Below are 25,551 nucleotides of genomic sequence, written 5' to 3'. Positions count from 1 at the left end.
CTTAAGCCACCATCCCTTTTAAATACACAAATGTGAAGATGAAAATCCAAACAACATCAAGGAAGTGCCAGTATAGACCGATAATAAAAGCCTTACGGGCTGTTACTGGTGTCAAACCTTTTTTCGCAATTTGAATCATTACCATAACAGCCCAGCCAATTCCCATACTTACGTGCAATCCGTGTGTACCTAAGAGGACAAAGAATCCTGAAAGGAATGCACTAGTTTGCATCGTAGCACCTTCATGAACGTAGGCAATAAATTCTTCAATTTCCATCCCAACAAACCCGGCACCCAATAATAAAGTAATAATCATCCAGGTTAATAGACCTTTTTTATTACCTCGGTGCATTTCATAAATGGCTAAGCCGCACGTAAAACTACTGGTTAGGAGCAGGATGGTTTCAATCATAACCCCTTTAATTTCGAAAAGTTCATGTGGGGTAGGACCACCGGCATAACGGTGGTCAAGTACTGCATAGGTTGCGAAGAGTGTTGCAAATAGAATGATTTCCGCACCTAAGAAAATCCAGAAACCAAAAATATTCATTCGGCTTTGTTCTGTTTGATATTCAAGCGGTAGCGCAGTGTTTACATTAGCTGACATGATTTTTCTTCACTCCTTTTTGGAGGTCTCTCCATGCTTTTTCTGTCTTTTTAATTTCATCTACCGGTACATGGAAGCCATCCTTATAATCAAAGGAACGGCAAATCAAGCAGGCGAAGATGCCTAAAAGTGCGACAAGTGCAGCGATTTTCCATTCAAAGATGAGGAAGAATCCTGCGATTCCCATGACAACTGCCATCACAATTGGAAGACCTGAATTGTTTGGCATATGAATTTCTTCCAAGTCATCTTCTTTTAACTCTAGACCTTCATTGTGTTTCTTCATGTACCAGAAGGCATCAATTGATTTCACTTCAGGTAGTTTGGCAAAATTATAGAATTGAACAGGGGAAGCTGTAGCCCATTCAAGTGTTCGTGCATCCCATGGATCGCTTGAAATATTGCGGTCCGCATATCTTGCACTCCAATAAATGTTATAACATAAGAAACCAAAGCCAATCGCAAGAATTCCTGCACCAATTGCAGAAACGAGCATCAATGGTCCAAAACCTGTTTCCGCAGAGTACGTATAAGCACGTCTGACGGCACCGTCTAATCCAAGGAAGAACATTGGCATAAAGGTCATATTAAAACCAACTACAAAGAACCAGAAATGAAGTTTTCCAAGCTTTTCGTTCAGCATATGACCAAACATTTTTGGCCACCAGTAGTAAAGTCCAGCGAATACAGCAAATACAACACCTGGAATTAATACATAGTGGAAATGCGCTACTAGGAATAGTGTATTATGGTATTGATAATCTGCTGCACCCATTGCAAGCATAACCCCGGTTACGCCTCCAATCAAAAAGCAAGGGACGAACGCTAATGCCCAAAGCATTGCTGTTGTAAATTGAATGCGTCCTTTACGCATTGTAAACAGCCAGTTAAACATTTTAACTCCTGTAGGGATAGCAATCATCATCGTTGTAATCGAGAAAATAGAGTTAACTGCAGGCCCTGCACCCATTGTAAAGAAATGATGGACCCAAACAAGCATACTTAAAAGGGCGATACCAACAATCGAGAAAACCATTGATTTATAACCATACAGCATTTTACGAGAGAAGGTTGAAATAACCTCTGAAAACATTCCAAACGCCGGAAGAACAACAATATATACTTCGGGGTGACCCCATAACCAGAACAGGTTCGCCCACATCATTGGGTTTCCGTCACCTGAAACGGTAAAGAAATGCGTTCCGAAAATCCGGTCAAATGTCATTAATGCAAGAGCAACAGTGAAAATAGGGAAGGATGCCCAAATAATTACTGATGCGATGAAGGATGTCCAAGTAAACATGGGCATTTTCATTAACGTCATACCGGGAGCTCTCATTTTTAAAACTGTGACGATAAAGTTGATCCCCGTCATTAATGTACCAATCCCGGCAATCTGGATGGCAACGGCATAAAAGTTATTCCCAATACCAGGAGTAAATTCTTTTCCTGCAAGAGGGAAGTAAGCAGTCCAACCTGCATCCGGAGAACCACCGATAACAAACGAAATATTAAACAGCATCGCTCCGGCAAAAGTTAACCAGAAACTTAATGCATTCAATTGCGGAAATGCAACGTCTCGAGCACCGATTTGCAAAGGAACAACCACGTTCATTAATCCGATTAAGAACGGCATAGCCATGAAGAGGATCATTATGACGCCGTGTGTTGTGAAAATTTCATTATAGTGCTGTGCATCAAGTATTTTTCCATCTGGGGTGGCGGTTTGGGCTTTCATTAATAACCCGTCAATGCCACCGCGGAAAAACATGAGTACTCCGACAAGAATATACATAATTCCAATCCGTTTATGATCAACAGTTGTGAACCATTCCTGCCACAGCCATTTCCATTTTTTAAAATAGGTTACACCTACAACAATACCAATCATGGTTAAAGCAATTGCAACTTGAGAGCCTAAGATTAGAGGGTCTCCGGTAATAAAAAACTTATCCCACTTAATGTCCACTATGGTCACCTCCATTGGAATTTCCACTCATGTCCATGTCCTTCATATCCATATTATTCATTTCCATTGACTTTCCTTCTGCCTGACCCTCCATGTGCATTTCATGGTTATCAGGTTCTTTAAAAATTTTCCCTGGGTAGTCGTGATTTCTGTACAATTCAGGGAATGTGTAAGTTTTCGAATGCATATCACCGTGATCAACATAGGCTAGGTGTGTGTTTGAAAAGGTTTGACGGCCTAAGTTTGATGGTTTTAATAGTTCAACATATTTCTTTTCCGATAATTTTGGTGCAGTGTTCTTTACATCCTTCACCCATTTGTCAAACTTCTGCGGTGATTGGGCTTCCACAGTAAATTCCATTCCTGCATAGCCTTTTCCGTTAAAGTTTGTGTTTTTCCCGATATATTCACCAGGTTGATCAGCTACAAGGTAAAGTTGAGTTTCCATTTTTGCCATTGTATATTTTTGACCGCCTAAAGCAGGAATCCAAAAAGAGTTCATCGTACCCGCAGAGGTAAGCTTAAATTTAATAGGGGTACCAACTGGAACGTTCAAATAGTTCACCGTTTCAATTCCTTGATCCGGATAACTAAAGATCCATTTCCAATCTGCGGAAGTAACATTGATTGTGATTGGCTTTTTATTTTCATATCCTTTCGGAACTTTTTCAAGATTATAAATTGATTTTACCGTCGGAATGGTAAGCGCAATAACAATCAGAATCGGGATGACAGTCCAGGTGATTTCCAATTTTGTACTGCCATGTTCTTCTGGTGGCTCGTAATCTTTATTTTTATCTGTTGCGCGATATTTCCACACAATAAATACAAACAAGCCAATAACAACAATTACAACAAGTGCCATAAAAATTAGTGACCAGTTAATCAGGCCTAAAATTTCTCTTGCTGCAGGCCCCTTAGGTTGAAAAACAACCATATTTGGCTCACAGCCGCTTAAAAATAATACCGGTAAAAAAGCTAATAGGGGAATCAAATAACCCTTTTTAAACATTTTTTACGCTCCTTTCAATAAAGTTGTTCATATTTTCACAAATAAATGTGTGAATTCATTCACAATATTGTACAAGATCCAACCCTACTAATCTTTTAATATTGTGATTTGACTTGCCATTTCATGGTCCCTATACCTGGGTTGTTAATTTTAATTAATTTAGAGTGATTCTTCTTAAAGTCATCTTAGCAAGTTGTCTGTGATGTTTGTATAGGTTTTTGAAAATATTTGTGACAAATTTGTTAAAGTTTTTGACATTTGGGTAGAAAGTGGCGGAATTTGAGGAAAAATGTGGATAAAAGGTGTCTATTTTGATATATAAATGGGATAATAAAATTAAATTATTTTGGAATAGGAGAATAAAAGTGAAAGTCAAAATTAATCGAAATGCAGCAAAAGCGTTGAAAAAAATGTTGGAACAAGAAGAGGCACAAGGGAAGTTGTTTCGTGTATTTGTTACCCATATGCATGGGGATCATGCTCATTATGATTTAATGCTGGATACACCGACTGAAAAGGATGAGGTAGTAAAAACAGATAAGGACATTGATTTTATTCTTGAAAAAGGCGATGAATATTTGGACGGTATCTGGATTCAATTTTTCCAGGTGCCAAAAGAAGAATGGTTAATTACCAATCCATCAAAAGGTGATCATCACCATCACCATCACCATTAATAATAGTTAGGCTGTGTTAAAGGACAATGTTGATTTTGAACAACGTTGATTGAAGCGAAGTGCCTGGATCGGAAATCAACAACCAGGTTTAGCAGAGCCAATAGTTAAATAAACAGCAATGATAAAAATACCCCGCGATTTGATCGTGGGGTGTTTATTATTTTTAGTTATCATCACCTTGATGATTGCCATCTTTTAAGCCTAATTCGCTAAAAGTAATAAAATTATGTAAAGTGAAAAGCTCATTTTTTGATAATGACATGAAGAAGATGTTACTCTAAACGGTAAAGAGAGAAGGGAGTATATAAATGGATAATTTCATAAATAAACCTAATATCAAGCTTATTGCCCTTGATATGGATGGAACCCTTTTAAATGATAAGGGAGAAGTTTCAGTGGGAAACCGTGAGGCTATAAAAGAAGCGCAGGCAAAGGGAATCTATGTTGTCCTAAGTACAGGACGCTCCTTACGAACATGCAGGGAGCATGCAGATTCACTTGAACTCACATCCTTTCTTGTAACTGTAAATGGGAGTGAGGTCTGGGACGAAAAGCGTGAATTAGTCGAAAGAAATCTAATGAAGGCTGACCTAATCCAATGGATGTGGGAATTGTCAAAGCAGCATAATACGAAGTTTTGGGCAATCAGCACGGAACGAAACTGGTTTAATGATATGCCGGAGGACCTGCATAGCTTTGAGTGGTTAAAATTTGGATTTGATATTGATGATGATGAAATTCGAGAAATCATTAATAAAGAGCTTCAATCCAAAGGTGAATTTGAGCTGAGCAATTCAACTCTTAAGAATATTGAAGTCAATCCGCTTGGTATAAATAAGGCCAAGGGATTAAAAATGGTTTGTGAACGTCTTGGAATTGATATGGAGAATGTCATGGCTTGCGGGGACAGTTTAAATGATATAGCGATGATTAAAGAAGCGGGTCTTGGTGTGGCGATGGGCAATGCACAGGAAATCGTGAAAGATACTGCTGAATGGGTTACCGCAGCCAACAATGAAGATGGAGTGGCAAAAGCAATTCGAAAATGGGCACTGAGAAAATAAAATTTTTTCAAAATTGATGATTATGGTTTAAAAATAATTTTTTTGGGAAAAGCTATTCTAGCAAGTATATTTTTGCAAAACATGTATTGGCTAAATGCTAGGAGGCTACAAAAGAAATGGAACATGGTAAAGTAAAATGGTTTAACAGTGAAAAAGGCTTTGGATTTATTGAGCGTGATGGTGGAGATGATGTATTCGTTCACTTTTCTGCCATTCAAGGCGAAGGGTACAAAACATTAGACGAGGGCCAAGAAGTTACCTTTGATATCGAAAATGGACAACGCGGTCCACAAGCTGTAAATGTGCATAAAGCATAAAAATGATAAAACAAACTCCAGTTAGTGGAGTTTGTTTTTTTGCACTTTAAGAAATTATAAAATTGCTGCGAAGAAGAAACTCGACGTAGAAGCAATTTTTAGTGGAAAAGTATAAGTGCAACTACGCCTCTGTCTTCGCCCTTAAGGGCGAAGACAGAGGCGTGTTTTCTTTATGTTTTAGTGATTATTTAGAAATTCCTTCACGAATCCAATTGAATGTTCCCGGTGGTAGGTTTGATATACATTACTGGCCATTTTAACAGGATCACCGAAAAAATAGCGTTCGTAAAGGGATTGTCTTGTTCCAAAAGCGCTCATACTAATATCCCACGCCAGGCGAAAAAGTGTAACACGATCAAATGCATTGGCATTTGCAGCCTGTAGATACTGGTCAAGATCTCCCTTTATTTCTGATGAAAAATCCGCTTCACCTGGAATCGAAACGAGTCCGCTAGCCCCGATTTGCTGTAAAATCTCACAAAGCCTAGGATAAAGACGAGAATAACTAATAATTGCTGTACCTAATGGGGTGAAATCAGGAGTCATCGTTCCCCATTGATCTAGTTTCGCATTCACTTCGGAGGCCAACAGCAATGCTTTTATCGTCTCTAGTCCAACAATGATCTCACTAATTTTTTCCTGGATATGCTGGTATTCCCCGACATTAATTGTATCTACAAGCATTTGTGCGACACCCAAAATAAATTCGGTTTTTACCACCCTCCGTGCAGTTACTTGATGACCTACTAGTGGATAAAAACTGCTTTCGGAAAAAATCCTATAGGAACTCTCCGGATTCTGGTAGCAAAAGACACGTTCCCAAGGAACGAAAACATCATCAAAAACAACGATCGTATCGATCTCATCAAACCGAGAGCCGAGAGGATGGTCAAATTGACTATCCTTGTAACGGAAGGACTCACGGCAAAGGAACCTAAGTCCAGAAGTGTTGCTTGGTATTGAAAATGCATAGGCAAAATCCTTGTTAATTGAAGCCATATGCGTCGGAAACACGAGAATTTCGTCAGTAATTCCGCCTTGTGTTGCTAAAAGTCGTGCACCTTTAATAAAAATACCATCTTCATTTTGCCTTACGGTTTTGGCCGAGATGACATTTACTGAATCCTCTGTATAAGCTTGAGAACGATTGACTTGTGGATTTATAAACGTATGAGTAAAGGTCAAATCTCTTTCTCGTGCATCTTCATATAACTTCCGCAGGTTTTGATCAAATAGTTTTGAGGAATCTGAAAAAATAGGTGCAGCAGCAGCAAAAGCCATCACTGCTGTATTCATATAATCCGGTGATCGTCCCAACATCCCGGCACTCGTTCTCGCCCAATTTTGCACCATTTCTCTTCTAATGGCCAAATCTTCCTTTGTTTTTGGTTCAAGGAAAGAAACACCAACCTGATTACCGCTGGTAGGAGATGTATAGGTCATGTTGTTCATAGAAACCTGCAGGTCAAATAATTTTGCCTGGCTTTTCATGACACCAGCAAATGCAGGATGTTCAGAAATATTTCCACTTACTTGTTTACCCTCAATCCAAATCTCTGCATGATTATGATTGATTCTATCAATATATTCTTTTCCCGATATTGCAGGCATTATCTACACCTTCTTGTCAGTCTTATTTACAGTAAATGTTGAAAGCTTGATTTGGTTTGTACATCCGTCTAAATTTGCACATTTAAAAAAATTGGACATTAATTTTAAAAGAATTGGAATAACAACTTGTAATTTTAATAATTTAATAGTAGTAAAGGGGCACCGGTAGGAGATAATCAAAATTTAATGACAGCAAGGAATCGCGGCCCGACATTAATTCAAGACGTACATTTAATTGAAAAATTGGCCCATTTTAACCGGGAATGGGTCCCGGAGCGGGTTGTTCATGCCGAGAGGGAGGATATTAAGCTACGAGTAATCCAGAATTTCTATAAAGCAGACCCTGAATATGGCGAACGCATTGCCAAAGGATTATATTTAGCCATTCCACAGGGAATCAAGTAATCTAGTATAACTTGATAGAAGGTTGTTCAAAGTGAACAACCTTCTTTCTATGACCCAAATTTAACATGTACTTTTGTTGATTTTCCGTTCATACCTGACCTTAACCAAGAAAATAGGAAACATCCGGCAATAACAATGACACTGCCGCCAAATTCTGACCAGGACATTCTTTCGCCTAAAAAGAAATAGGCAAGGATGGATGTAAAAATAGGGTTAAAGTTTAAAAAGATTCCCGAACTCGTTGCGCCGATTTTTTGAACCCCAATATTCCATAGTACCATACAAACAACAGTTGAAATTACCCCAGTATATAGAATGGCCCAAAGGAAGCTTGAATTGAGATTGGAAATTTGGAAGCTGGATATATTGAATGGAATCAAAATTACCAAACCAAATACCCCAGAATAGAAAGTTGCCAGCATGGGTGACATTTTTTTCATCACCCATTTACTACAAATAGAATAAAGCCCCCAAATGATGACAGCTGCAATCATCCACAAATCCCCAATATTAAAATGAAGGGATAATAAATGTGATAATTCCCCCTTCGCCAATACCATTAATACCCCTAAAAAAGAGACTCCCATTGAAAATATCTGCAATATTTTTAGTTTCTCTTTTAACAAATAGGAAGAAAAGATTGCAATAGAAATCGGGTTTAAGGTAGAAATCAATCCAACATTTGTTGCAGAGGTTTTTTCAAGTGCCAAAAATTGAAATAGGTTGAAAAAAACAACTCCTGTTAATCCCATAAATAGTAATGGGATAATGGATGATTTTGGGGGAATTAGCTTTTTTTCCTGCTTTAAAACAATCGGCAATAGGACAAGGATGGCAATCATCCACCTTAATGTTGTGATGGTCATCGGTGAGGCATGACCGACAAGAAATTTTCCGAAAACAAAATTTCCTCCCCATAGAAGACTGGTAAGAAGCAATAAAAAAACATAAAAGATTGGCATTATGATTTGCCCCTTTTCAATGATATTATATTAATAATAGTAACAGAAATATCGGTTTTTTTATGATTTATTTTGTAAATATGGATATAATAAGAATAATTAAAAGTAAAATAAGTATAAAATGTATTATTGTTAATTTGATGTGTTATAAAATGGTGGTAAACAATCAAATATTCGGTACAAGGAATGAGGGATAAGATGTTTGATGTAATGGAAGGGAATAAACCGTTAGATTTACTTGACCGAAAGATCTTAGATTTACTGCAAAAGGGTGCACAACTTAGTAATGCAGAATTGGCAAGAAGGGTGAATCTTTCTCCTCCTGCGACTCATGCTCGAGTTAAGCGCTTGGAGAATGAAGGCTATATTGACCGTCAGGTTGTAGTTTTGAATTCTAGGAAGCTTGGATTTGATTTACTTTGTTTTATCTTTGTAAGTACGAATATACACCAAAAGGAACAACTCGAATATTTAGAGAAGGCGCTGAATTTGATGCCGGAAATTCTGGAATGCCACTGCTTAACAGGGGAATATGATTATCTTTTAAAAGTTGCCAATCGAAATCGCGAGGAACTGGAGAAATTTATTCGTAAGTTGAACTTACTCCCTGGTGTAAATCGGATTCAAACAAGTTTATCCCTACGTGAGATAAAATTTAGTACAGCATTGCCGATTAATACAGATTAAAGATACCTAATATTCTAAAATAATTTTACAAAAGCATCCCTTTTTAATTTGGATGCTTTTTTTGTTTGATTATAGGCAGGAATTTCGGTACTAAATTAAGAATTATAAAAATAGGATGTTTGTAAAAGGGGGAGTTATTTTGCAGGTAAAAGTGGTAGAAAAAGAGGAATTAAAGGTTGTTGGGATTGCATGGAATGGAACATATTCACAAACTAAGAAGATTCCAAATCTATTTACTGTGATGGAAGAGCGACTACGTGAAGTACAAAATAAAACGAATGAACCTGTTTTGATTGCTCCATTCCATAGCAGGGAAACTGAGTTTACCTATTTTGTTACTGCACCAGTGGAAGAAATTACTGAAGTTCCTGAAGGCATGGTTGGATTCACGATTCCACGTAAAAATTACGTATTTACTACCCATAAGGGGAAAGCGGAAGAGGTTGAAAATACATACCGGAAGATTTTTTCGTGGATGAAAGACTATGGATATGAACAGGATCACCAGGCATTAAGCATAGAAATTTATAAAGAGGAATATAAGCCTGAGTATGCTGTAGGGAATTTGATTTTTGACATTTATCTGCCGGTAAGAAAATATTAACAAAATTATCGTAAAAAAAGGAAAGTCGAAAATTCCCTATAAATTATGAACAAATCATTTCCCTTTCTGGATTGAATTCGATATACTTAAAATAATTTAAAATTAAATAGTTCCTTCGGGGTCAGGTGAAATTCCTAACCGGCGGTGATGAAGCATTGCTTCTTAGTCCGTGACCCGGTTAACATTAGTTAAACGGTGGATCTGGTGAAACTCCAGGGCCGACAGTTAAAGTCTGGATGGGAGAAGGAAAAAATAAGCAGGATTAAAAATTGGTTAAAAAACCCTCTTTTTTAAGCCTCAATTTCCTATTGCCTTTATTAGGACCCTGAAGAAATTTTTTCAGGGTCTTTTTATGTTCTGATAGAAGGAGAAACGCCATTATGAATGATACAGACTACATGAGCCTAGCATTGAATTTGGCAAAAAGCACTTTGGGACAGACTGCTCCCAATCCAGTAGTTGGAGCAGTAGTGGTAAAGGACAATCAAATCGTTGGCATGGGTGCCCATTTAAAAGCGGGCGAGCCCCATGCAGAGGTCCATGCCATTGAAATGGCTGGCGAAAAAGCAAAGGATGCAACCATCTATGTCACCCTAGAACCCTGCAGCCATTTTGGTAAAACACCACCATGCTCGGATTTAGTCATTCGTACAGGAATTAAGAAAGTATTTGTTGCAACTACTGACCCTAATCCCCAGGTGGCAGGCAAAGGTATTGCAAGAATAAGAAATGCCGGGATTGAGGTGGAGGTAGGGCTGCTTCAGGAAGAGGCACGTGAGCTGAATAGGATGTTTTTTTACAACATTAGTACCGGTTTGCCATACGTAACATTAAAAACCGCCAACAGTTTGGACGGAAAAACAGCCACCGCAATAGGCGAAAGCAAATGGATTACCGGTGAGGAAGCAAGGAAGGACGTTCATGTATTCCGCCATCAGCATGACGCCATTCTAGTAGGAGTCAATACGGTCATTAAGGATAATCCCAGCTTGACAACAAGGTTGCCTTCAGGCGGCCAAAATCCAATTCGAATTATCCTTGATACGAATCTTCGAACTCCTCTAACTGCAAACGTTGTAACGGATGGTCAGGCGCCGACATGGATTGTTACCTGCTCTGGCATTGATGAGAAAAGGGAAAAAGAATACCATGATTTAGGGATTAAGCTGATTAAATTGCCGGAAAAGCAAATAATCATCCGTGAAATGTTAAAAGTAATAGGAGAAATGTGCATTTCATCATTATTTGTTGAAGGAGGCGCGGAGGTGCATGGAAGCTTTTTAAAGGAACGTGCATTTCAACAAGTGATCACCTATATTGCACCTAAATTGATCGGTGGTAAAATGGCTCCAGCTTCTTTTGGCGGTGAAGGCTTTGAAACAATGGAAGAGGTTGTTTCTTTAAAAATAAAAGAAGTGAGCCGCATCGGCAATGATATCCGGATAATTGCGGAACCTAAGTGAGGAGAACACTATGTTTACTGGAATTATTGAGGAAATTGGTTTAGTTTCAAATATTCAGCGAACGGGAGATTCTTTCGTTCTTACCGTTGAGGCGAAGAAAATTCTTGATGATGTTCATCTTGGTGACAGTATCGCTGTCAACGGTGTATGTTTAACAGTCACTTCCTTTACCGGAAAACAGTTTACCGTAGATGTTATGCCGGAAACAGTGAAGGCATCCAGTTTAAATTCAGTTAAGCGCGGCTCTAAGGTGAACCTGGAAAGGGCGATGGCGGCCGGGGGAAGATTTGGGGGTCATTTCGTATCCGGACATATTGATGGGACCGGGGTGATTAAAAGTAAAAAAGCATTTGAAAATGCCATCTATTATGAAATTGAAGCCAATCAAGAGATATTAGACTACATTATTTTAAAAGGCTCAGTTGCAATTGATGGTACAAGTCTTACCGTCTTTGGCAAGACAGAGCATACTTTTACGATTTCACTCATCCCCCATACATTATCTGAATCGATCTTAGGTCTAAAAGGTTCAGGCGATATTGTCAATTTAGAATGCGATATGATTGGAAAATATGTGGGTCATTTTATAACTGGTATAAAAAGTGATCAAGGGAAAAAAGGAGCATCCGGCATAACAGCTCAATTTTTAGCTGATAACGGATTTGCTTAAATAATAGAAAGGAGTGATGCAAAATGTTTAATACAATAGAAGAGGCTTTAGAAGATTTAAAACAAGGAAAAGTTGTCATTGTCTGTGATGACGAGGATCGGGAAAATGAAGGTGACTTTATCGCCCTAGCGGAGAAAGCAACACCAGATGTAATAAATTTAATGGCTACCCATGGACGAGGACTAATATGCGTGCCAATTCAAGAGGAATTGGCGCAAAAACTTGATTTGTTCCCGATGGTATCGGTTAATACGGATTCACATGGTACGGCTTTTACTGTAAGTATCGACCATAAATTTTCAACGACAGGGATATCTGCGTTCGAGCGTTCCGCAACTGTTTTAAGTTTGCTCGACCCAGAATCTAAACCTTCAGATTTTAAAAGGCCGGGGCACGTTTTCCCGTTAGTCGCAAAAAAGGGCGGTGTTTTAAGAAGAACGGGGCATACGGAGGCGGCAGTTGATTTAGCAACATTATGTGGAGCTAAGCCGGCAGGTGTGATTTGTGAGATTATGAACGAGGACGGCACAATGGCACGCGTTCCTCAACTACGAAAAATTGCGGATTCGTTAAATGTAAAATTAATTACGATAAAAGACCTGATTGAATATCGCAATAAAAAGGATCAGCTTGTTAAACGTGAAGTGGAAATTAATCTGCCAACTGAATTTGGTAATTTTAAAGCAGTTGGGTATTCCAATCTTGTTGATAGTAAAGAGCATGTGGCATTAGTAAAAGGGGAAATTGATCCTGAGAAGCCGATTCTTGTCAGAGTTCATTCCGAGTGTTTAACCGGGGATGTTTTTGGTTCCTACCGGTGTGATTGCGGTCCTCAGCTTCATGCGGCTTTGAGCCAAATTGAAAAGGAAGGTAACGGCATCCTTTTATACATGCGTCAGGAAGGCCGCGGTATTGGTTTATTGAATAAACTCAGAGCGTATAAGCTTCAAGAAGAGGGATACGATACCGTTGAAGCAAATGAAAAACTTGGTTTTGGAGCGGATCTCAGAGAATACGGGATAGGCGCACAAATATTGAAGGACCTCGGGGTTAAACAAATGCGTTTATTAACGAATAACCCTAGAAAAATTAAAGGCTTAAAAGGTTATGACATTGAGGTGGTCGAGCGTGTTCCGCTACAAATGGAAATGAGAAAAGAGAATGCGAACTACCTTCGCACAAAGCACGACAAATTGGGGCATCTTTTACATTATTAAGGAAGAAAAAAATTAAGGAAACAAATGGAGGAAGAAGCATGGGACATATTTTTGAAGGTAATTTAGTTGGATCAGGATTAAAAGTAGGAATCGTAGTAGGTCGTTTTAATGAATTCATTACAAGTAAATTATTAGGTGGGGCACAGGATGCTTTAAAAAGACATGGTGTCAGTGAAACAGACGTGGATGTTGCCTGGGTACCAGGTGCGTTTGAAATCCCGTTAATTGCGCAAAAAATGGCGGAAAGCAAAAAGTACGATGCCGTTATCACCCTTGGTACGGTTATTCGCGGCTCCACACCACATTTTGATTATGTGTGTAACGAAGTGGCAAAGGGCGTTTCTGCTCTCAATTTAAAAACAGGGATTCCAGTTATTTTTGGCGTATTGACAACTGATTCAATTGAACAGGCGATTGAACGTGCTGGAACAAAAGCAGGCAATAAAGGCTGGGACGCAGCATCAGCTGCGATTGAAATGGCCAACCTTTGCAGAACAATTGAATAACTTTCGCCACATTTCGGAAAATTAGAGTTAGATTTTTTGCTAGAACCATGTTTAGATGAAAGTTTTTCCTTTGAACGGAAATTTTTCTAAAAACATATACAAATTATTTTCTTTTCCTATATAATGAAGTAGTCATAAAAATAAATTTAAAAAATAGGTGCTAAAATTTTTAAAAAGAATTTAAGCTTAAAAGGGAAGTTTGGTGCAAAACCAACGCGGTCCCGCCACTGTAAATGGGAGCAACCTATAGAATGTCACTGTCGTAATGATGGGAAGACATAGGAAGCGATGAACATGAGTCAGGAAACCTGCCTATTTATGTACGCCAAATAACCTACGAGGATAGGGAGGTGTGGAAGGCTAGACTCTTCTTACTTTCGAATAAGTAACTGAATCTAATCGAACCAACATCTCCATGATCCTATGGAGATGTTTTTTTGCGGTGCAAAATATTTTTTTGATAAAAAGCAATCAGCTCAGTTAAAAACAGGGGGAATAGACGTGAAAAAATGGTATTCACTATTGTTAGCTGCAATGTTAATAATAGGTATGTTAGCAGGTTGTGCCGGAAAACAAGACCAAGGAAAAGAGAACAAAAATGCTGGGGAAAAGAAAACTGAACAAGCTGCCTTCCCGGTAACGATTACAGATGCATTAGGGGATAAGGTTGTCATTGATAAAAAGCCTGAAAGGATTGTGTCATTAATCCCAAGTAATACAGAGATTGCATTTGCTTTGGGTCTTGGGAAAGAAGTAGTGGGAGTATCTGATTACGATAACTACCCAGCAGAAGTATCGAAAAAAGAGAAAGTTGGCGGACAAGAAATAAATGTTGAAAAAATCATCTCTTTAAAGCCGAATTTAGTGTTAGCTCATGAATCCGCTGCAAGTATTGAGAAAGCGGCGCTTCAACAGCTAAGAGATGCAGGGATCAAGGTTTTAGTGGTGAAAAATGCTGATCATTTTGAGCAAGTGTATAGTACCATTGACACAATTGGGAAAGCTACCGGAGAAACCGAAAAAGCAGCAGAAATCATCAAAGGGATGAAAGATAAGCTTGCGGTTATTCAAACAAAGGCAAAAGAAGTTAAAGACAAGAAAAAAGTATTAGTAGAAGTGTCTCCTGCACCAGAAATTTATACTGCTGGAAAAAATACTTTTATGGACGAAATGTTATCAATGATCAACGCAGACAATATCGCAAACGATCAAAGTGGCTGGATTAAAATAGATGAAGAAGCCATGGTAAAAAGAAATCCAGATGTAATTGTGACTACATTTGGTTTCTACGTAAAAAACCCAACTGAAAAGGTTTTAAAACAAAAAGGCTGGGAAAATGTCAAAGCCGTTAAAAACAAACAGGTTTTGGATGTTAATGCTGATAAAGTAAACCGTCCAGGCCCTAGGATTGTCGAAGGAGTAGGAGATCTTGCAAAGGCCATCTATCCGGATGTTTTTAAATAATAAATACACTGCATTTTGTTTGGCAGGAATTTTCCTTGTTTTTGCAATTTTATTAGGAATTTCGATGGGAACGGTATCCGTTCCCGTTCTTACTATTATTAAGATCATTTGTTCAAATGTTTTTGGAATACATTTTACAGAGCAACTGGACCCCATGTATCAAAGCATTGTAATGAACATTCGACTCCCGAGGGTAATTTTGGCCGGACTTGTAGGTGCCGCACTTGCAATCAGCGGCGCCGCCTTTCAGGGACTGCTTAGAAACCCATTGGCCGATCCATATACATTAGGCGTATCCTCTGGGGCATCTGTAGGGGCGGTTTTGACATTATTTTTTCGCTTTTCGATTCCAGTTTTAGGAGCATTTACATTACCTGTGCTAAGCATTCTCTTTTCTTTTATAACCATTTTTTTGGTGCTTACGTTAGCAAGGAAAATTGACCGTTCCATGCGAGTGGAAACGATTATTTTAACGGGGATAATTTTTAGTTCGTTTTTAGGAGCACTTATTTCACTGATGATTGCTTTAACAGGAGATGAACTTCGAGAAATTATTGGCTGGCTCCTAGGCAGTGTCTCGATGCGAGGCTGGGAATACATAAAGCTTATTTTACCATTTTTTATAATAGGGGCCATCGTTTTGATCTTTAATGCCAAAGAATTGAATGCCATGTCATTTGGCGAAGAGAGAGCTCAGCATTTAGGGGTAAACGTCCAAAAAAGGAAATTAATTATCTTAACAGCAGGTTCGATTCTAACAGGTGCTGCAGTAGCTGTATCAGGAACCATCGGTTTTGTCGGATTGGTTATTCCGCATCTTTCTAGATTATTATGGGGACCTGATCATAGGCATCTACTTCCATTAACATGTTTATCCGGGAGTGGTTTTTTAATTTTAGCCGATCTTGTTTCCCGAACGATTATCTCACCTACTGAATTGCCAATTGGTGTTATAACGGCATTGATTGGTGCACCCGTATTTGCAATTATTCTCATGCAGAGAAAAAGGAAGGAAAGAAGTGGTTAACAAATGCTTACCGTTAAACATGTTTCAGGTGGTTATGCAAGTGAAACCGTTCTTCAGGATGTTTCATTTGAAGTAGAAAAAGGTGAATTATATGGTATTTTAGGTCCAAATGGAAGTGGGAAAACAACTCTTTTAAAAATGTTAAGTGGAATCCTTCCCGTTCAACAAGGTGATATTTTAATTAATGGAAAAAGACTCATGGAGTATGGCTCAAAACAACTTGCGCAAATGATTGCCGTTCTTTCACAGCACTCTTCTGAGTCTTTTTCTTATACCGTCAAGGAAACAGTCTCACTAGGAAGATATGCACATCAAAAGGGCTGGTTTCAATCATGGTCAAAAGAAGATGAGATAATCGTCAGGCGGGTGATGGACCAGACGGGTATTTCCACATTTCAAAATAGAAATATTCAAGAGTTATCCGGTGGAGAAAAACAAAGGGTGTTTTTAGCTCAAGCCCTGGCCCAGGAACCAAAAATTCTTCTTTTAGATGAACCAACGAACCACTTGGATTTATCTTATCAAAAAGAATTACTTGATTTATTAAAACAGTGGACAAGGGAAACCGGTTTGACGGTTATTTCTATTTTTCATGATTTAAACCTTGCCGGTTTATATTGTGACCGCCTGCTCTTGCTCGAAAACGGCACAATCAATATCAATCATATTCCGAATGAAGTGCTAAGAGAAGAAAAGATAAGGGACGTATACCATACAGAAGTTCTAAAACATCCTCATCCGAAAGTAGCGGCACCGCAAATGTGCTTATTGCCAGAAGGGATTAAAAAAGATTCGATTAAAATTGTAGATGAATCAATGGTAGGCATTTCGTCTGAGTTTATCGTGCTGCGTACACCTGCACCATTACGGACAATGTCTTCAGGTGTGATTGGCTCAGGAACGGGATGGCACCAAAATTTTGTGAATCGTCATGTTGACAAAAGTTATAATTGCAGTGACCATCGCCTCGAAATGGCGACATTTTTAAAAGCGAATGGGTTTGAGCCATCTGAAACCGTGGGAATGATGACTGCTGTTATTTTAGAGGATTTGGTCTACCGTTCCTATGAAGAAAATGACTTTTCTATCTTTATCGTGGTAACTGCAGGTGTTGGAAATGCCATTGATGCTTCGAAAAGTGAACTGCACTCCTTTGAAAGAGTGCCCGGCACGATTAATACCTGGATTTTTGTTAATGGAGAGCTGACTGAAGAAGCATTTATTCAAAGTATCATGACGGCCACAGAGGCAAAAGTGAAGGCCATCCATGATTTACAGGTAATGGACAATGTTACGGGGACTATTGCGACAGGAACCTCGACGGACAGTATCTTAATTGCTGCGACCCAAACAGGATGCGTTCTGGAGTATGCCGGTACGATCACTCCGTTAGGAAAGCTGATTAGTAAAGCGGTATATCAATGTACGACCGAAGCGATTCAAAAATCACAAAAGAGGAAAAAATCGTGATTATCCATCATTTAATTTCAATTACCATTGCAATCATGATTGATTTGCTTATTGGCGATCCCCCCAATTGGCCCCATCCGGTTCGCTGGATTGGTTCACTAATTTCATCTTTTGAAAAGAATTGGAACCATGGTCAAGCGAAAAAAGCAAAAGGGGTATTGATGCTAATCTGTGTTTTACTTATTGTTTTTCTTTTGGTATTCATTATTATTTTTATAGGTTATCAGATTCACTTGTATGTGGGGATCTTTCTTGAAGCGATTATCATTTCGACAACCATTGCCCAAAAAAGCTTAAAGGAATCGGCTCTTGAAGTGTATCAACCATTGAAGGCTGGAGTGATAGTCGAAGCAAGGAAAAAATTATCCTATATTGTTGGCAGGGATACCGATTCCTTAAGTGAAGGGGAAATTGCCCGTGGAGCAATTGAAACTGTTGCTGAAAATACAAGTGACGGTGTTACAGCTCCATTATTTTGGGCGCTAATTGGCGGAGCTCCTCTTGCCATATTGTACCGGGCCACGAATACCTGCGATTCAATGGTTGGATATAAAAATGAACGGTACAGAGAGTTTGGCTGGGCATCTGCCAAATGGGATGATGTGATGAACTGGATCCCCAGCAGGTTGACAGGATTAATCATGCTTTTTGGAAATCAGCCAGAAAAAATGAAGTATCGTCATGCATGGAAAATCTTGTTCCGAGATGCAAAAAAACATCCAAGTCCTAACAGCGGCTGGGGAGAAGCGGCAGTTGCCGCGATTTTAGGGATTCAGCTTGGAGGAATAAATTATTATAAAGGAATGGTTTCAGACCGGGCAAAAATGGGAGAGCCGCTATTGCCGATAAAGGCAGAGCATATCCCAAAGGCGAATACGATTCTAGGGAAAACTGTTTTTTTATTTTTATTATTATTATGGGCAGGAGGGATCATCATTGAAATGGCCGTCACATGGATCCAATCCACGCTATTTGTATGAAGCAATGGGGCTTTCACTTCCAAAGGAATATGTGGATTTTAGTGCAAACATTAATCCTTTGGGACCACCTCCTTTGCTAAAAGAAAAATGGATGGCGTTTTATCAGGATATTCATGTATATCCAGATCCTTTTGCAAGTGGGTTGAAGGAAAGAATTGCAAAAAAGGAACAAATCCTGGATGAGTCTATTTTGATTGGAAATGGCGGTGCCGAGTTAATTGCTTTGGTTGCCCGAAGGTTCTCGGGTAAAAGGGTTGTCATCATTCAGCCCACTTTTTCAGAATATGAAAAAAACTGCCGGGTGAACCAATGTGAAATTGTCTATCATACATTGGAAGAGCCAGAATTTGAATTAAATGTTGCAGAGCTACAGTCTAGTCTGATTGGGGCTGATGCTTTATTTATCTGTAACCCAAACAATCCAACAGGGATTCAATACCCTGCTGCAAGCATCCATGCCATAATAGAGGCATGTAAAGAACAAAACTGTTCTGTCGTCTTAGATGAGGCATTCTATGACTTTCTCATAGATTATCATTCATTTCTACCCTACATAAATCAATATTCCAATTTAATCATCATTCGTTCCATGACCAAAATGTTTGCGATACCAGGAATTCGATTAGGGTATTTAGTAGCAGAACCTTCTGTAATTGAACAACTAAGTGAGCTGCAATCGCATTGGAGTACGAATACGATTGCCTTATTAACCGGTGAACTTTGTTTGCAAGAGGAATTGTTTATCAAAGAAACGCAGGATTATATTTTTCATGAACGGGAGAGACTATTAAATTTTTACCAAAAACAAAACTTTGTGGTAACACCATCTGACGTTAATTTTTATTTATTAAGAGATCCATATATATTCGATCAATTTGAACTCTTTGAATTTCTCCTTCACAACGGGATGATTCCACGGCATACATTCAATTTTCCAGGACTGGAGGGAAAATGGCTTCGTTTTGCCATAAAGAGCAGTAACGAGAATGACCGACTTCTGGAGGTGTTTACAAAGTGGCGGAAGCACCATCCCTTATCTTCATAACTGGCGGCGTTAGGAGCGGCAAAAGCAGTTTTGCTGAGAGAAAGGCACTGGAGATTGCTGTTGAAACTGGAGGAACCCCCATTTATTTCGCAACCGGGGTTGCTTCAGATACGGAAATGAAGGAGCGTATCAGCAAACATCAACTGGATCGTGAGGCAGGCAAATACAAGTGGAAAACCGTTGAACAATCCATAGATATTGGCAAGCGGGCAAAGGAAATGACGAAACAGGATATTGTGCTGCTTGATTGTGTAACGACACTCTTGAATAATGAGCTGTTTTCTACAGAAGAATCATGGGATTGTAGCTTTTTAGAAGTGGTCAAGGAAAGAATTCTCAATGGAATTACAGCGATTAACATTCAGGTGAAAACGTTGATAGTTGTTAGTAATGAAGTGGTGTACGAGTCATTATCCGAAAATGAGCTTGTCATGAAATATGGTAGATTGCTTGGATACATCCATCGTCAACTAGTAAAAGCTGCAGATGAAGCGTATTTGGTTGAAGCAGGTATCCCCATCTTAATGAAAGGAGTGAAACAATGAAAGGGGTTATGATCCAGGGAACAGCGTCAGATGTGGGTAAAAGCTTGGTTGTTACTGCTTTATGTCGAATACTATCGACTGAAGGTGTGAAGGTTGCACCGTTTAAATCACAAAATATGTCCAATAACTCTTATGTAACCATTGATGGGAAAGAGATTGGCAGGGCGCAGGGAATTCAGGCGGAAGCAGCTAGAACGGAGGCAACGGTTTGGATGAATCCAATCCTATTAAAACCACGTTCCCACCAGGACTCAGAAGTGGTCTACTTAGGCAAAGCGATTGAGACCTTTTCCGGGCGAGAATATAGGGAAAATTTTTATGAAAAAGGGTTGAATGTGATTAGAGAATCCTTTCAAATGCTGTCAAATCAGTTTGAAATGGTAGTGATCGAAGGAGCTGGCAGTCCGGTTGAAATAAATTTAAAGGATCGTGAGCTGGTCAATATGAAGGTGGCTGCTTTAGCGGATGTGCCGGTTGTGCTTGTTGCCGATATAGACCGTGGCGGTGTTTTTGCCAGTATTATCGGCACCCTTGAACTAATGGAACCAGACGAACGAAAAAGAGTAGCTGGTGTGATCATAAATAAATTCCGCGGGGATATTACTTTATTTGAAGATGGGGTTCGCTGGATTGAAGAAAAAACAGGGATTCCCGTGTTAGGGGTATTGCCCTATATCGAGCATCATATGATTGATGGGGAAGATTCATTGTCTATCGCTAATCAATTTTCAAATCAAAAAAGAGGGGATGTTGATGTTGTAGTCATCCAACTCCCTTTTATTTCAAATTACAGTGATTTAGAACCCTTTTTATTTGAAGATGATGTATCAATTCGCTGGGTAAAACATGTTGATGAATTTGGTGCGCCAGACGCGGTCATCATTCCGGGGACAAAAAGTACGATTCAAGATTTAAAGTTCATCAAAGATCAAGGGTTGGACGTGAAAATTAAAAATCATTTTAAAAACGGCGGGTTTACAGTTGGGATTTGCGGTGGATACCAAATTCTGGGTGATGAAATGATTGATGAAGCCGGCTCGGATACCGGAATCGTAAACAGTAGGTTACAGGGTATCGGGTTGATTCCGGGAAAAACCATTTTTTATAAAGAAAAGGAAACGATTAGAACAGTGGCGGCGTATCACGAAGATACGGGTTTTCCTGAAAAAATTCCATTGGAAGGATATGAAATTCATCTGGGAAAAACGGTGATCAAGCAAAAAGGATGTTCGTTTCTTAAATTGGAAGACGGAAAAGAAGAAGGCTATTTTCATTATAACGGCCAACTCATCGGAACGTATCTGCACCACCTTTTTCATAATGACGAATGGAGAAATCGCTGGTTAAACCTTATTCGGAAAAGGAAGGGGCTCGCGGTAAAAGAGATAAGGAATTTGCGAGATTATAAGGATCAAAGATATACCGCTCTTGCAGTAGAAATGAAAGCGCATCTAAAGTGGGACCTTCTAAAAGAAATAATCGAAAATTGGAGTTCTGGGGAATGATGTTTTTAAAAGGTTTTCTCATTGGCCTGCAGTTTTTTACTGCGGTCCCGATTCGACGTGAGCTGCCAATGGATTCGGAACATCTTGGTAAGACGGTACAGGCATTTCCACTTTTAGGGTTGTTCCAAGGGATCATCTATGCCAGTCTATTTTTTTTACTAAAAGAATGGACACCATTTTCCCACCTTGCCGCAGCCTTTTTACTTTGGCTGGCAACGATCCTTCTTACCGGCGGTATTCACCTTGACGGTTGGATGGATGCGAGCGATGCTTATTTTTCCTATGGCAATCAAGAAAAAAGGCTGGAAATTATGAAAGACCCGCGAACCGGAGCGTTTGGAGTACTCTCTGTTATTGTTTTATTAAGCTGCCGCTTTTTATTTATTTTTGAAATTACTGAATCTACTCCATATTTTCTGATTGCAGCGATTCCTTTTTTCAGCAAGAGTGTAATGGGGCTTTTGCTTGTAACGGTCCCATCATCCAGAAAAGAAGGGCTTGCAGCGATGTTTCAAACAGCGGTCTCTCTCAAATTGTTAATTATTTATCCTATCTTTATCATCATTTTTTTGGTCCTAGTGATTTTCTTAAATGAAAATATCATTCATGTCACAATCTTATTGTTGGCTGCTGGTGGATGTTATTTCCTTTGCCGCCGTAATGTGTCCAATTGGTTTGGCGGCATCACAGGTGATGTTTTGGGAGCCTCTGTAGAAGGGACGGAGTTAATCTTATGGATGACAGTGTGGTTATTGCATTATTTCGTCATGGCTTGACAGAAGCGAATAAACGAAAAGCTTATTTGGGGTGGACGGATTCACCAATATGTATAGGGGAAATCAAAGTTCCGGTTAAAAGTGTTTATGATGGTTATTTTTCCAGTGACCTAAAAAGATGCATAGAAACTGCAAAGATATTTTTTCCGAATACAAATCCCAAGCTTTTAAAAGAGTTACGAGAAATAAATTTTGGTGCTTGGGATGGAAAAACCTACGATGAATTGAAAGAAGATTCACGATATCAGAAATGGCTCTCAGATCCATTTCAGTATTATCCGCCAGATGGGGAATCGTTTCAGCAATTTCAGAAAAGGATTCAAGCTGGCTGGAGACAGATGGTAGATGAAATTCTTCTGAAAGACTTACAAAGCTGTGTGGTAATTACCCATGGTGGTGTCATTCGTCAACTCTTGACTAAGTATGCGCCAGAAAAGAAAGAATTTTGGGAGTGGCAATCTCCCCATCATCGAGGGTTCGAATTAACCACTAACCGGGAAGCGCTAAGGAGGGGAGAGCGGTGCACTTTGTTACAGGAGGTGCCTTTAATGGAAAAAGGGAATGGGTAAGAAAAACTTATCCGATTCAATCAATAGAACAATGGAAATCAGCCTATCAAAATGACCCATTTCCATTTGAACTTGAAGAACATCCTGAAGAATTGCTTGTTCTCGAAGGAATTGAAACATGGGTAAAGGCATTAATGAAAGAATATGAACCTGGCAAATTACGTGAAATATGGAAAGCCTGCTTAAACCATTGGACTTCTTGGGAGAAAGCTGAGAAAAATCGAAAACTAGTGGTAATTGGAACAGACATTACAAAAGGAATTGTTCCGATGGAGAAAGAGAACAGACTTTGGCGCGATTTGGCGGGATGGGCCAATCAGGACATCGCGGCAGTAGCGGACAAAGTCGACGTCATTTGGTATGGATTAAATCAAACCATAAAAGGTGGAGGAATGTAAGGATGAGAATTTATACAAGAACTGGTGATAAGGGAAAAACAAGTATCATTGGCGGCCGAGTCGATAAAGATGACACAAGGGTGGAAGCATATGGAACCGTTGATGAAGTCAATTGCTTTGTCGGTCAGGCAATTCAAGAGCTTGACCCGGAAATTTTCGCAGATGTATTAGCCGACCTTGAAACCATTCAGCACGAATTATTCGATTGCGGCGGAGATTTGGCCAATGTTTCAGACAAACGAGAAATGAAGCTGCAGAAAGAATCAATTGACTATTTGGAAAAGAAAATCGATGAGTATATTGAAGAGGCACCTGAGTTAGAAAGATTTATTTTACCGGGAGGGACAAAGCCAGCTGCCTCAATTCATATCGCAAGGACCGTGACAAGAAGAGCAGAACGCTTGGTGGTAAAACTAGTAAAAGCTGATTCGAAGTCTCCTGAGGTGGCACTGCAATACTTAAACCGACTGTCAGACTATTTCTTTGCCTTGGCAAGGGTCGTTAACAATCGGTTAAATGTAAAAGATGTGGAGTACGTTAGGAGCGCAAAAGTGTTCAGGGGCGGGAAACGTTCAGATGAAAAATAGCTTTGATGTAAAAATGCTAAGCTGGCTTGCCCTTTTCACCGCTTTATCTGTTGTCGGTGCTTCCATTAAAATACCTGCGTTTGTTGACAGTGTTGCCTTGGATGTTTTTCCGGCGCTCTTGGCAGCTGCTTTTCTTGGAGGAAGATTTGGCGCGATTGCCGCTGCCTTTGGACATTTATTGTCGGCCCTATTTGGCGGATTTCCACTTGGACCCATGCATATTTTAATAGCCGGAGAAATGGCCGTACTTGTTTGGATGTTCGGTGTCTTATATAAAAATAGAAGAATCGTTGCTGCCATTCTTTTTGTGTTAGGTAATGCATTTGCCGCACCTCTCCCGTTTATTTTTTTAATGAGTAAAAGTTTTTATTTGGCGATCGTTCCATCGTTACTGATTGGTTCAATCATCAACGTGGTGATTGGCCTAGTGTTAATTCCAAGGCTTTCCGGATTATTTAAGACAGCTGTCCAAAAAGAGGAGCCTAAACAATGAGGGATTTTGTTACGCTCACTTTAAATGAACGGGAATCACTCATTATTGCAAATGATAATAGCGGCGGTATTGGAATGAAGGATGACGATTTCGTAAAAGTGTCCTATGAAACGGTTGCCTATTATTCTTTTCGTGTTGCTGCTATGGAATGTTTGGCTGGTGGTGGAGAACCTTTTTCTGTGGTGCTTCAAAACTTTTGCGGCAATGAACCTTGGGAGGATCTTCTCAAGGGTGTTCAAAAGGGATTAAATGAACTTAATTTAAAGGAAGTTTCCATTACGGGAAGCACGGAAAGTAATTTTTCCTTAAAGCAATCAGCTCTCGGGATTATCGTAATTGGGAAAAAGGAAACAGATACAGTAATGGAAGTACCTTTTTCAGACACTTTAAGAGTTGCGATAATTGGGATGCCTCTTGTTGGAAATGAAGTGGTGGAACAACCGGATAACGTGGTACCATTGGCACTTTTCAAAGAAATTTGCAAATTGAAAGAGGTGGTTGTTTTACCAGTGGGATCAAAAGGAATCTTATATGAGTTGAATCAACTGTTTTTAAATATGGTTTTAGAAAAAGAAAATCTAATAACGGATGTAGATGTTTTTAAATCATCCGGTCCTTCCACTTGTTTTATTGCCGTCTATCCTAAAGGTCTTGAAGAAAAAATTAAGAGAGCATCAGGGGATTATTTCCACTCGTTGCATATAGAATTTTAAAATATTATTGTTGCTATTCACTTTAATAAGGTATAGGATAAAATTATTAAATTCATAAACTACTAGGGGTGCCCGGATGCAGGGCTGAGAGAAAAACAATTTGTTTTTTAACCCTTTGGACCTGATCTGGATCATACCAGCGTAGGAAAGTAGTGGAAAAAATTAATTTTTTCTATTGCCTATAAGTCAGGTCCTTTTATGGATCTGG

The 25,551-nt window shown here is 39.2% G+C and carries 28 protein-coding genes, 1 pseudogene and 3 riboswitches; of the genes and pseudogenes, 24 read left to right on the top strand and 5 right to left on the bottom strand.

Annotated features, from left to right (window positions below):
- Position 1: 1 nt before the first annotated feature.
- Genes qoxC through qoxA form a run of 3 tightly spaced genes read right to left on the bottom strand, consistent with a single transcriptional unit; the run spans position 2 to position 3,588 of the window.
- A complete protein-coding gene (gene qoxC / locus E2K98_RS06985) occupies positions 2–607 on the bottom strand; it encodes a cytochrome aa3 quinol oxidase subunit III (RefSeq protein WP_133333534.1) in 606 nt (201 codons plus the stop codon).
- Positions 597–2,576, bottom strand: a complete 1,980-nt coding sequence (qoxB, locus tag E2K98_RS06980; protein WP_133333533.1) for a cytochrome aa3 quinol oxidase subunit I — start codon at positions 2,574–2,576, stop codon at positions 597–599. Before qoxB ends, qoxC begins: the two co-directional genes overlap by 11 nt.
- On the bottom strand, positions 2,566–3,588 hold the full coding sequence (qoxA, locus tag E2K98_RS06975; RefSeq protein ID WP_133333532.1) for a cytochrome aa3 quinol oxidase subunit II: 1,023 nt from the start codon (positions 3,586–3,588) through the stop codon (positions 2,566–2,568). Before qoxA ends, qoxB begins: the two co-directional genes overlap by 11 nt.
- 365 nt (positions 3,589–3,953) lie before the next feature.
- On the opposite strand from qoxA, the gene E2K98_RS06970 reads away from it, so the two are divergent.
- From E2K98_RS06970 to E2K98_RS06960, 3 genes are all read left to right on the top strand, one after another.
- Entirely contained in the window at positions 3,954–4,265 is a 312-nt protein-coding gene (locus E2K98_RS06970) for an iron-sulfur cluster assembly accessory protein (RefSeq protein WP_133333531.1), read from the top strand.
- 308 nt (positions 4,266–4,573) lie between these two features.
- Complete coding sequence (locus E2K98_RS06965; protein WP_133333530.1) at positions 4,574–5,329, top strand: Cof-type HAD-IIB family hydrolase; 756 nt, start codon at positions 4,574–4,576, stop codon at positions 5,327–5,329.
- A gap of 116 nt (positions 5,330–5,445) precedes the next feature.
- Positions 5,446–5,646 (top strand): cold-shock protein, encoded by a 201-nt coding sequence (locus E2K98_RS06960; protein WP_026575266.1) that lies wholly within the window; start codon positions 5,446–5,448, stop codon positions 5,644–5,646.
- Between the two features lie 177 nt (positions 5,647–5,823).
- Here the strand turns inward: E2K98_RS06960 and hpaB are convergent, their stop codons facing one another.
- Positions 5,824–7,257, bottom strand: a complete 1,434-nt coding sequence (gene hpaB, locus E2K98_RS06955; RefSeq protein ID WP_133333529.1) for a 4-hydroxyphenylacetate 3-monooxygenase, oxygenase component — start codon at positions 7,255–7,257, stop codon at positions 5,824–5,826.
- Positions 7,258–7,443: 186 nt separating this feature from the next.
- Between hpaB and E2K98_RS31415 the strand changes: the two are divergent.
- Together E2K98_RS31415 and E2K98_RS31605 are read left to right on the top strand one after the other, a co-directional pair.
- A pseudogene (locus E2K98_RS31415) lies at positions 7,444–7,551 on the top strand (catalase); the annotation flags it as partial.
- A gap of 9 nt (positions 7,552–7,560) precedes the next feature.
- Positions 7,561–7,662, top strand: coding sequence for a hypothetical protein (locus E2K98_RS31605; RefSeq protein WP_235824754.1), 102 nt, complete (start codon positions 7,561–7,563; stop codon positions 7,660–7,662).
- A 47-nt stretch (positions 7,663–7,709) separates the two neighbouring features.
- On the opposite strand, the gene E2K98_RS06945 is transcribed toward E2K98_RS31605, so the two are convergent.
- Positions 7,710–8,624 (bottom strand): DMT family transporter, encoded by a 915-nt coding sequence (locus E2K98_RS06945; RefSeq protein ID WP_133333527.1) that lies wholly within the window; start codon positions 8,622–8,624, stop codon positions 7,710–7,712.
- Positions 8,625–8,822: 198 nt separating this feature from the next.
- On the opposite strand from E2K98_RS06945, the gene E2K98_RS06940 reads away from it, so the two are divergent.
- From E2K98_RS06940 to E2K98_RS06850, 19 genes are all read left to right on the top strand, one after another.
- Positions 8,823–9,311 (top strand): Lrp/AsnC family transcriptional regulator, encoded by a 489-nt coding sequence (locus tag E2K98_RS06940; protein ID WP_372512651.1) that lies wholly within the window; start codon positions 8,823–8,825, stop codon positions 9,309–9,311.
- 139 nt (positions 9,312–9,450) lie between these two features.
- Positions 9,451–9,915: a GyrI-like domain-containing protein gene (locus tag E2K98_RS06935; RefSeq protein WP_165976196.1), complete on the top strand. Its 465-nt coding sequence runs from the start codon at positions 9,451–9,453 to the stop codon at positions 9,913–9,915.
- A gap of 107 nt (positions 9,916–10,022) precedes the next feature.
- A riboswitch (FMN riboswitch) is annotated at positions 10,023–10,167 on the top strand.
- 128 nt (positions 10,168–10,295) lie between these two features.
- Entirely contained in the window at positions 10,296–11,378 is a 1,083-nt protein-coding gene (gene ribD, locus E2K98_RS06930; protein ID WP_165976195.1) for a bifunctional diaminohydroxyphosphoribosylaminopyrimidine deaminase/5-amino-6-(5-phosphoribosylamino)uracil reductase RibD, read from the top strand.
- 10 nt (positions 11,379–11,388) lie between these two features.
- Positions 11,389–12,048: a riboflavin synthase gene (ribE, locus tag E2K98_RS06925; RefSeq protein WP_133333524.1), complete on the top strand. Its 660-nt coding sequence runs from the start codon at positions 11,389–11,391 to the stop codon at positions 12,046–12,048.
- A 23-nt stretch (positions 12,049–12,071) separates the two neighbouring features.
- Positions 12,072–13,265 (top strand): bifunctional 3,4-dihydroxy-2-butanone-4-phosphate synthase/GTP cyclohydrolase II, encoded by a 1,194-nt coding sequence (locus tag E2K98_RS06920; protein WP_133333523.1) that lies wholly within the window; start codon positions 12,072–12,074, stop codon positions 13,263–13,265.
- Positions 13,266–13,303: 38 nt separating this feature from the next.
- Positions 13,304–13,771 carry a 6,7-dimethyl-8-ribityllumazine synthase gene (gene ribH, locus E2K98_RS06915; RefSeq protein WP_133333522.1) on the top strand — a complete coding sequence of 156 codons (468 nt, stop codon included), beginning with the start codon at positions 13,304–13,306 and terminating at the stop codon, positions 13,769–13,771.
- A gap of 138 nt (positions 13,772–13,909) precedes the next feature.
- A riboswitch (cobalamin riboswitch) is annotated at positions 13,910–14,101 on the top strand.
- A gap of 171 nt (positions 14,102–14,272) precedes the next feature.
- Entirely contained in the window at positions 14,273–15,235 is a 963-nt protein-coding gene (locus E2K98_RS06910; RefSeq protein ID WP_133333521.1) for an ABC transporter substrate-binding protein, read from the top strand.
- Positions 15,201–16,262 carry a FecCD family ABC transporter permease gene (locus tag E2K98_RS06905; protein WP_133333520.1) on the top strand — a complete coding sequence of 354 codons (1,062 nt, stop codon included), beginning with the start codon at positions 15,201–15,203 and terminating at the stop codon, positions 16,260–16,262. Before E2K98_RS06910 ends, E2K98_RS06905 begins: the two co-directional genes overlap by 35 nt.
- A gap of 3 nt (positions 16,263–16,265) precedes the next feature.
- Positions 16,266–17,732, top strand: a complete 1,467-nt coding sequence (locus tag E2K98_RS06900) for an adenosylcobinamide amidohydrolase (protein WP_133333519.1) — start codon at positions 16,266–16,268, stop codon at positions 17,730–17,732.
- On the top strand, positions 17,729–18,712 hold the full coding sequence (cbiB, locus tag E2K98_RS06895) for an adenosylcobinamide-phosphate synthase CbiB (protein WP_133333765.1): 984 nt from the start codon (positions 17,729–17,731) through the stop codon (positions 18,710–18,712). The genes E2K98_RS06900 and cbiB overlap by 4 nt, the downstream gene beginning before the upstream one ends.
- Positions 18,669–19,757 (top strand): threonine-phosphate decarboxylase CobD, encoded by a 1,089-nt coding sequence (gene cobD / locus E2K98_RS06890; RefSeq protein ID WP_133333518.1) that lies wholly within the window; start codon positions 18,669–18,671, stop codon positions 19,755–19,757. Before cbiB ends, cobD begins: the two co-directional genes overlap by 44 nt.
- On the top strand, positions 19,727–20,302 hold the full coding sequence (locus E2K98_RS06885; RefSeq protein ID WP_133333517.1) for a bifunctional adenosylcobinamide kinase/adenosylcobinamide-phosphate guanylyltransferase: 576 nt from the start codon (positions 19,727–19,729) through the stop codon (positions 20,300–20,302). The genes cobD and E2K98_RS06885 overlap by 31 nt, the downstream gene beginning before the upstream one ends.
- Positions 20,299–21,807, top strand: coding sequence for a cobyric acid synthase (locus E2K98_RS06880; protein ID WP_133333516.1), 1,509 nt, complete (start codon positions 20,299–20,301; stop codon positions 21,805–21,807). The genes E2K98_RS06885 and E2K98_RS06880 overlap by 4 nt, the downstream gene beginning before the upstream one ends.
- A complete protein-coding gene (gene cobS, locus E2K98_RS06875) occupies positions 21,804–22,583 on the top strand; it encodes an adenosylcobinamide-GDP ribazoletransferase (RefSeq protein ID WP_133333515.1) in 780 nt (259 codons plus the stop codon). The genes E2K98_RS06880 and cobS overlap by 4 nt, the downstream gene beginning before the upstream one ends.
- Positions 22,541–23,152, top strand: a complete 612-nt coding sequence (locus tag E2K98_RS06870; protein WP_133333514.1) for a histidine phosphatase family protein — start codon at positions 22,541–22,543, stop codon at positions 23,150–23,152. The genes cobS and E2K98_RS06870 overlap by 43 nt, the downstream gene beginning before the upstream one ends.
- Positions 23,104–23,550: a bifunctional adenosylcobinamide kinase/adenosylcobinamide-phosphate guanylyltransferase gene (locus E2K98_RS06865; RefSeq protein ID WP_133333513.1), complete on the top strand. Its 447-nt coding sequence runs from the start codon at positions 23,104–23,106 to the stop codon at positions 23,548–23,550. Before E2K98_RS06870 ends, E2K98_RS06865 begins: the two co-directional genes overlap by 49 nt.
- 2 nt (positions 23,551–23,552) lie before the next feature.
- On the top strand, positions 23,553–24,137 hold the full coding sequence (locus E2K98_RS06860; protein ID WP_133333512.1) for a cob(I)yrinic acid a,c-diamide adenosyltransferase: 585 nt from the start codon (positions 23,553–23,555) through the stop codon (positions 24,135–24,137).
- Positions 24,127–24,630, top strand: coding sequence for an ECF transporter S component (locus E2K98_RS06855; protein WP_235824738.1), 504 nt, complete (start codon positions 24,127–24,129; stop codon positions 24,628–24,630). The genes E2K98_RS06860 and E2K98_RS06855 overlap by 11 nt, the downstream gene beginning before the upstream one ends.
- A complete protein-coding gene (locus tag E2K98_RS06850; RefSeq protein ID WP_133333511.1) occupies positions 24,627–25,343 on the top strand; it encodes an ATP-binding protein in 717 nt (238 codons plus the stop codon). Before E2K98_RS06855 ends, E2K98_RS06850 begins: the two co-directional genes overlap by 4 nt.
- A 54-nt stretch (positions 25,344–25,397) precedes the next feature.
- Positions 25,398–25,508, top strand: a riboswitch (TPP riboswitch).
- The last annotated feature ends 43 nt before the right edge of the window (positions 25,509–25,551 follow it).

The sequence above is a fragment of the Bacillus salipaludis genome (assembly GCF_004358205.1).
This window is presented reverse-complemented; position numbering and strand designations above follow the sequence as displayed.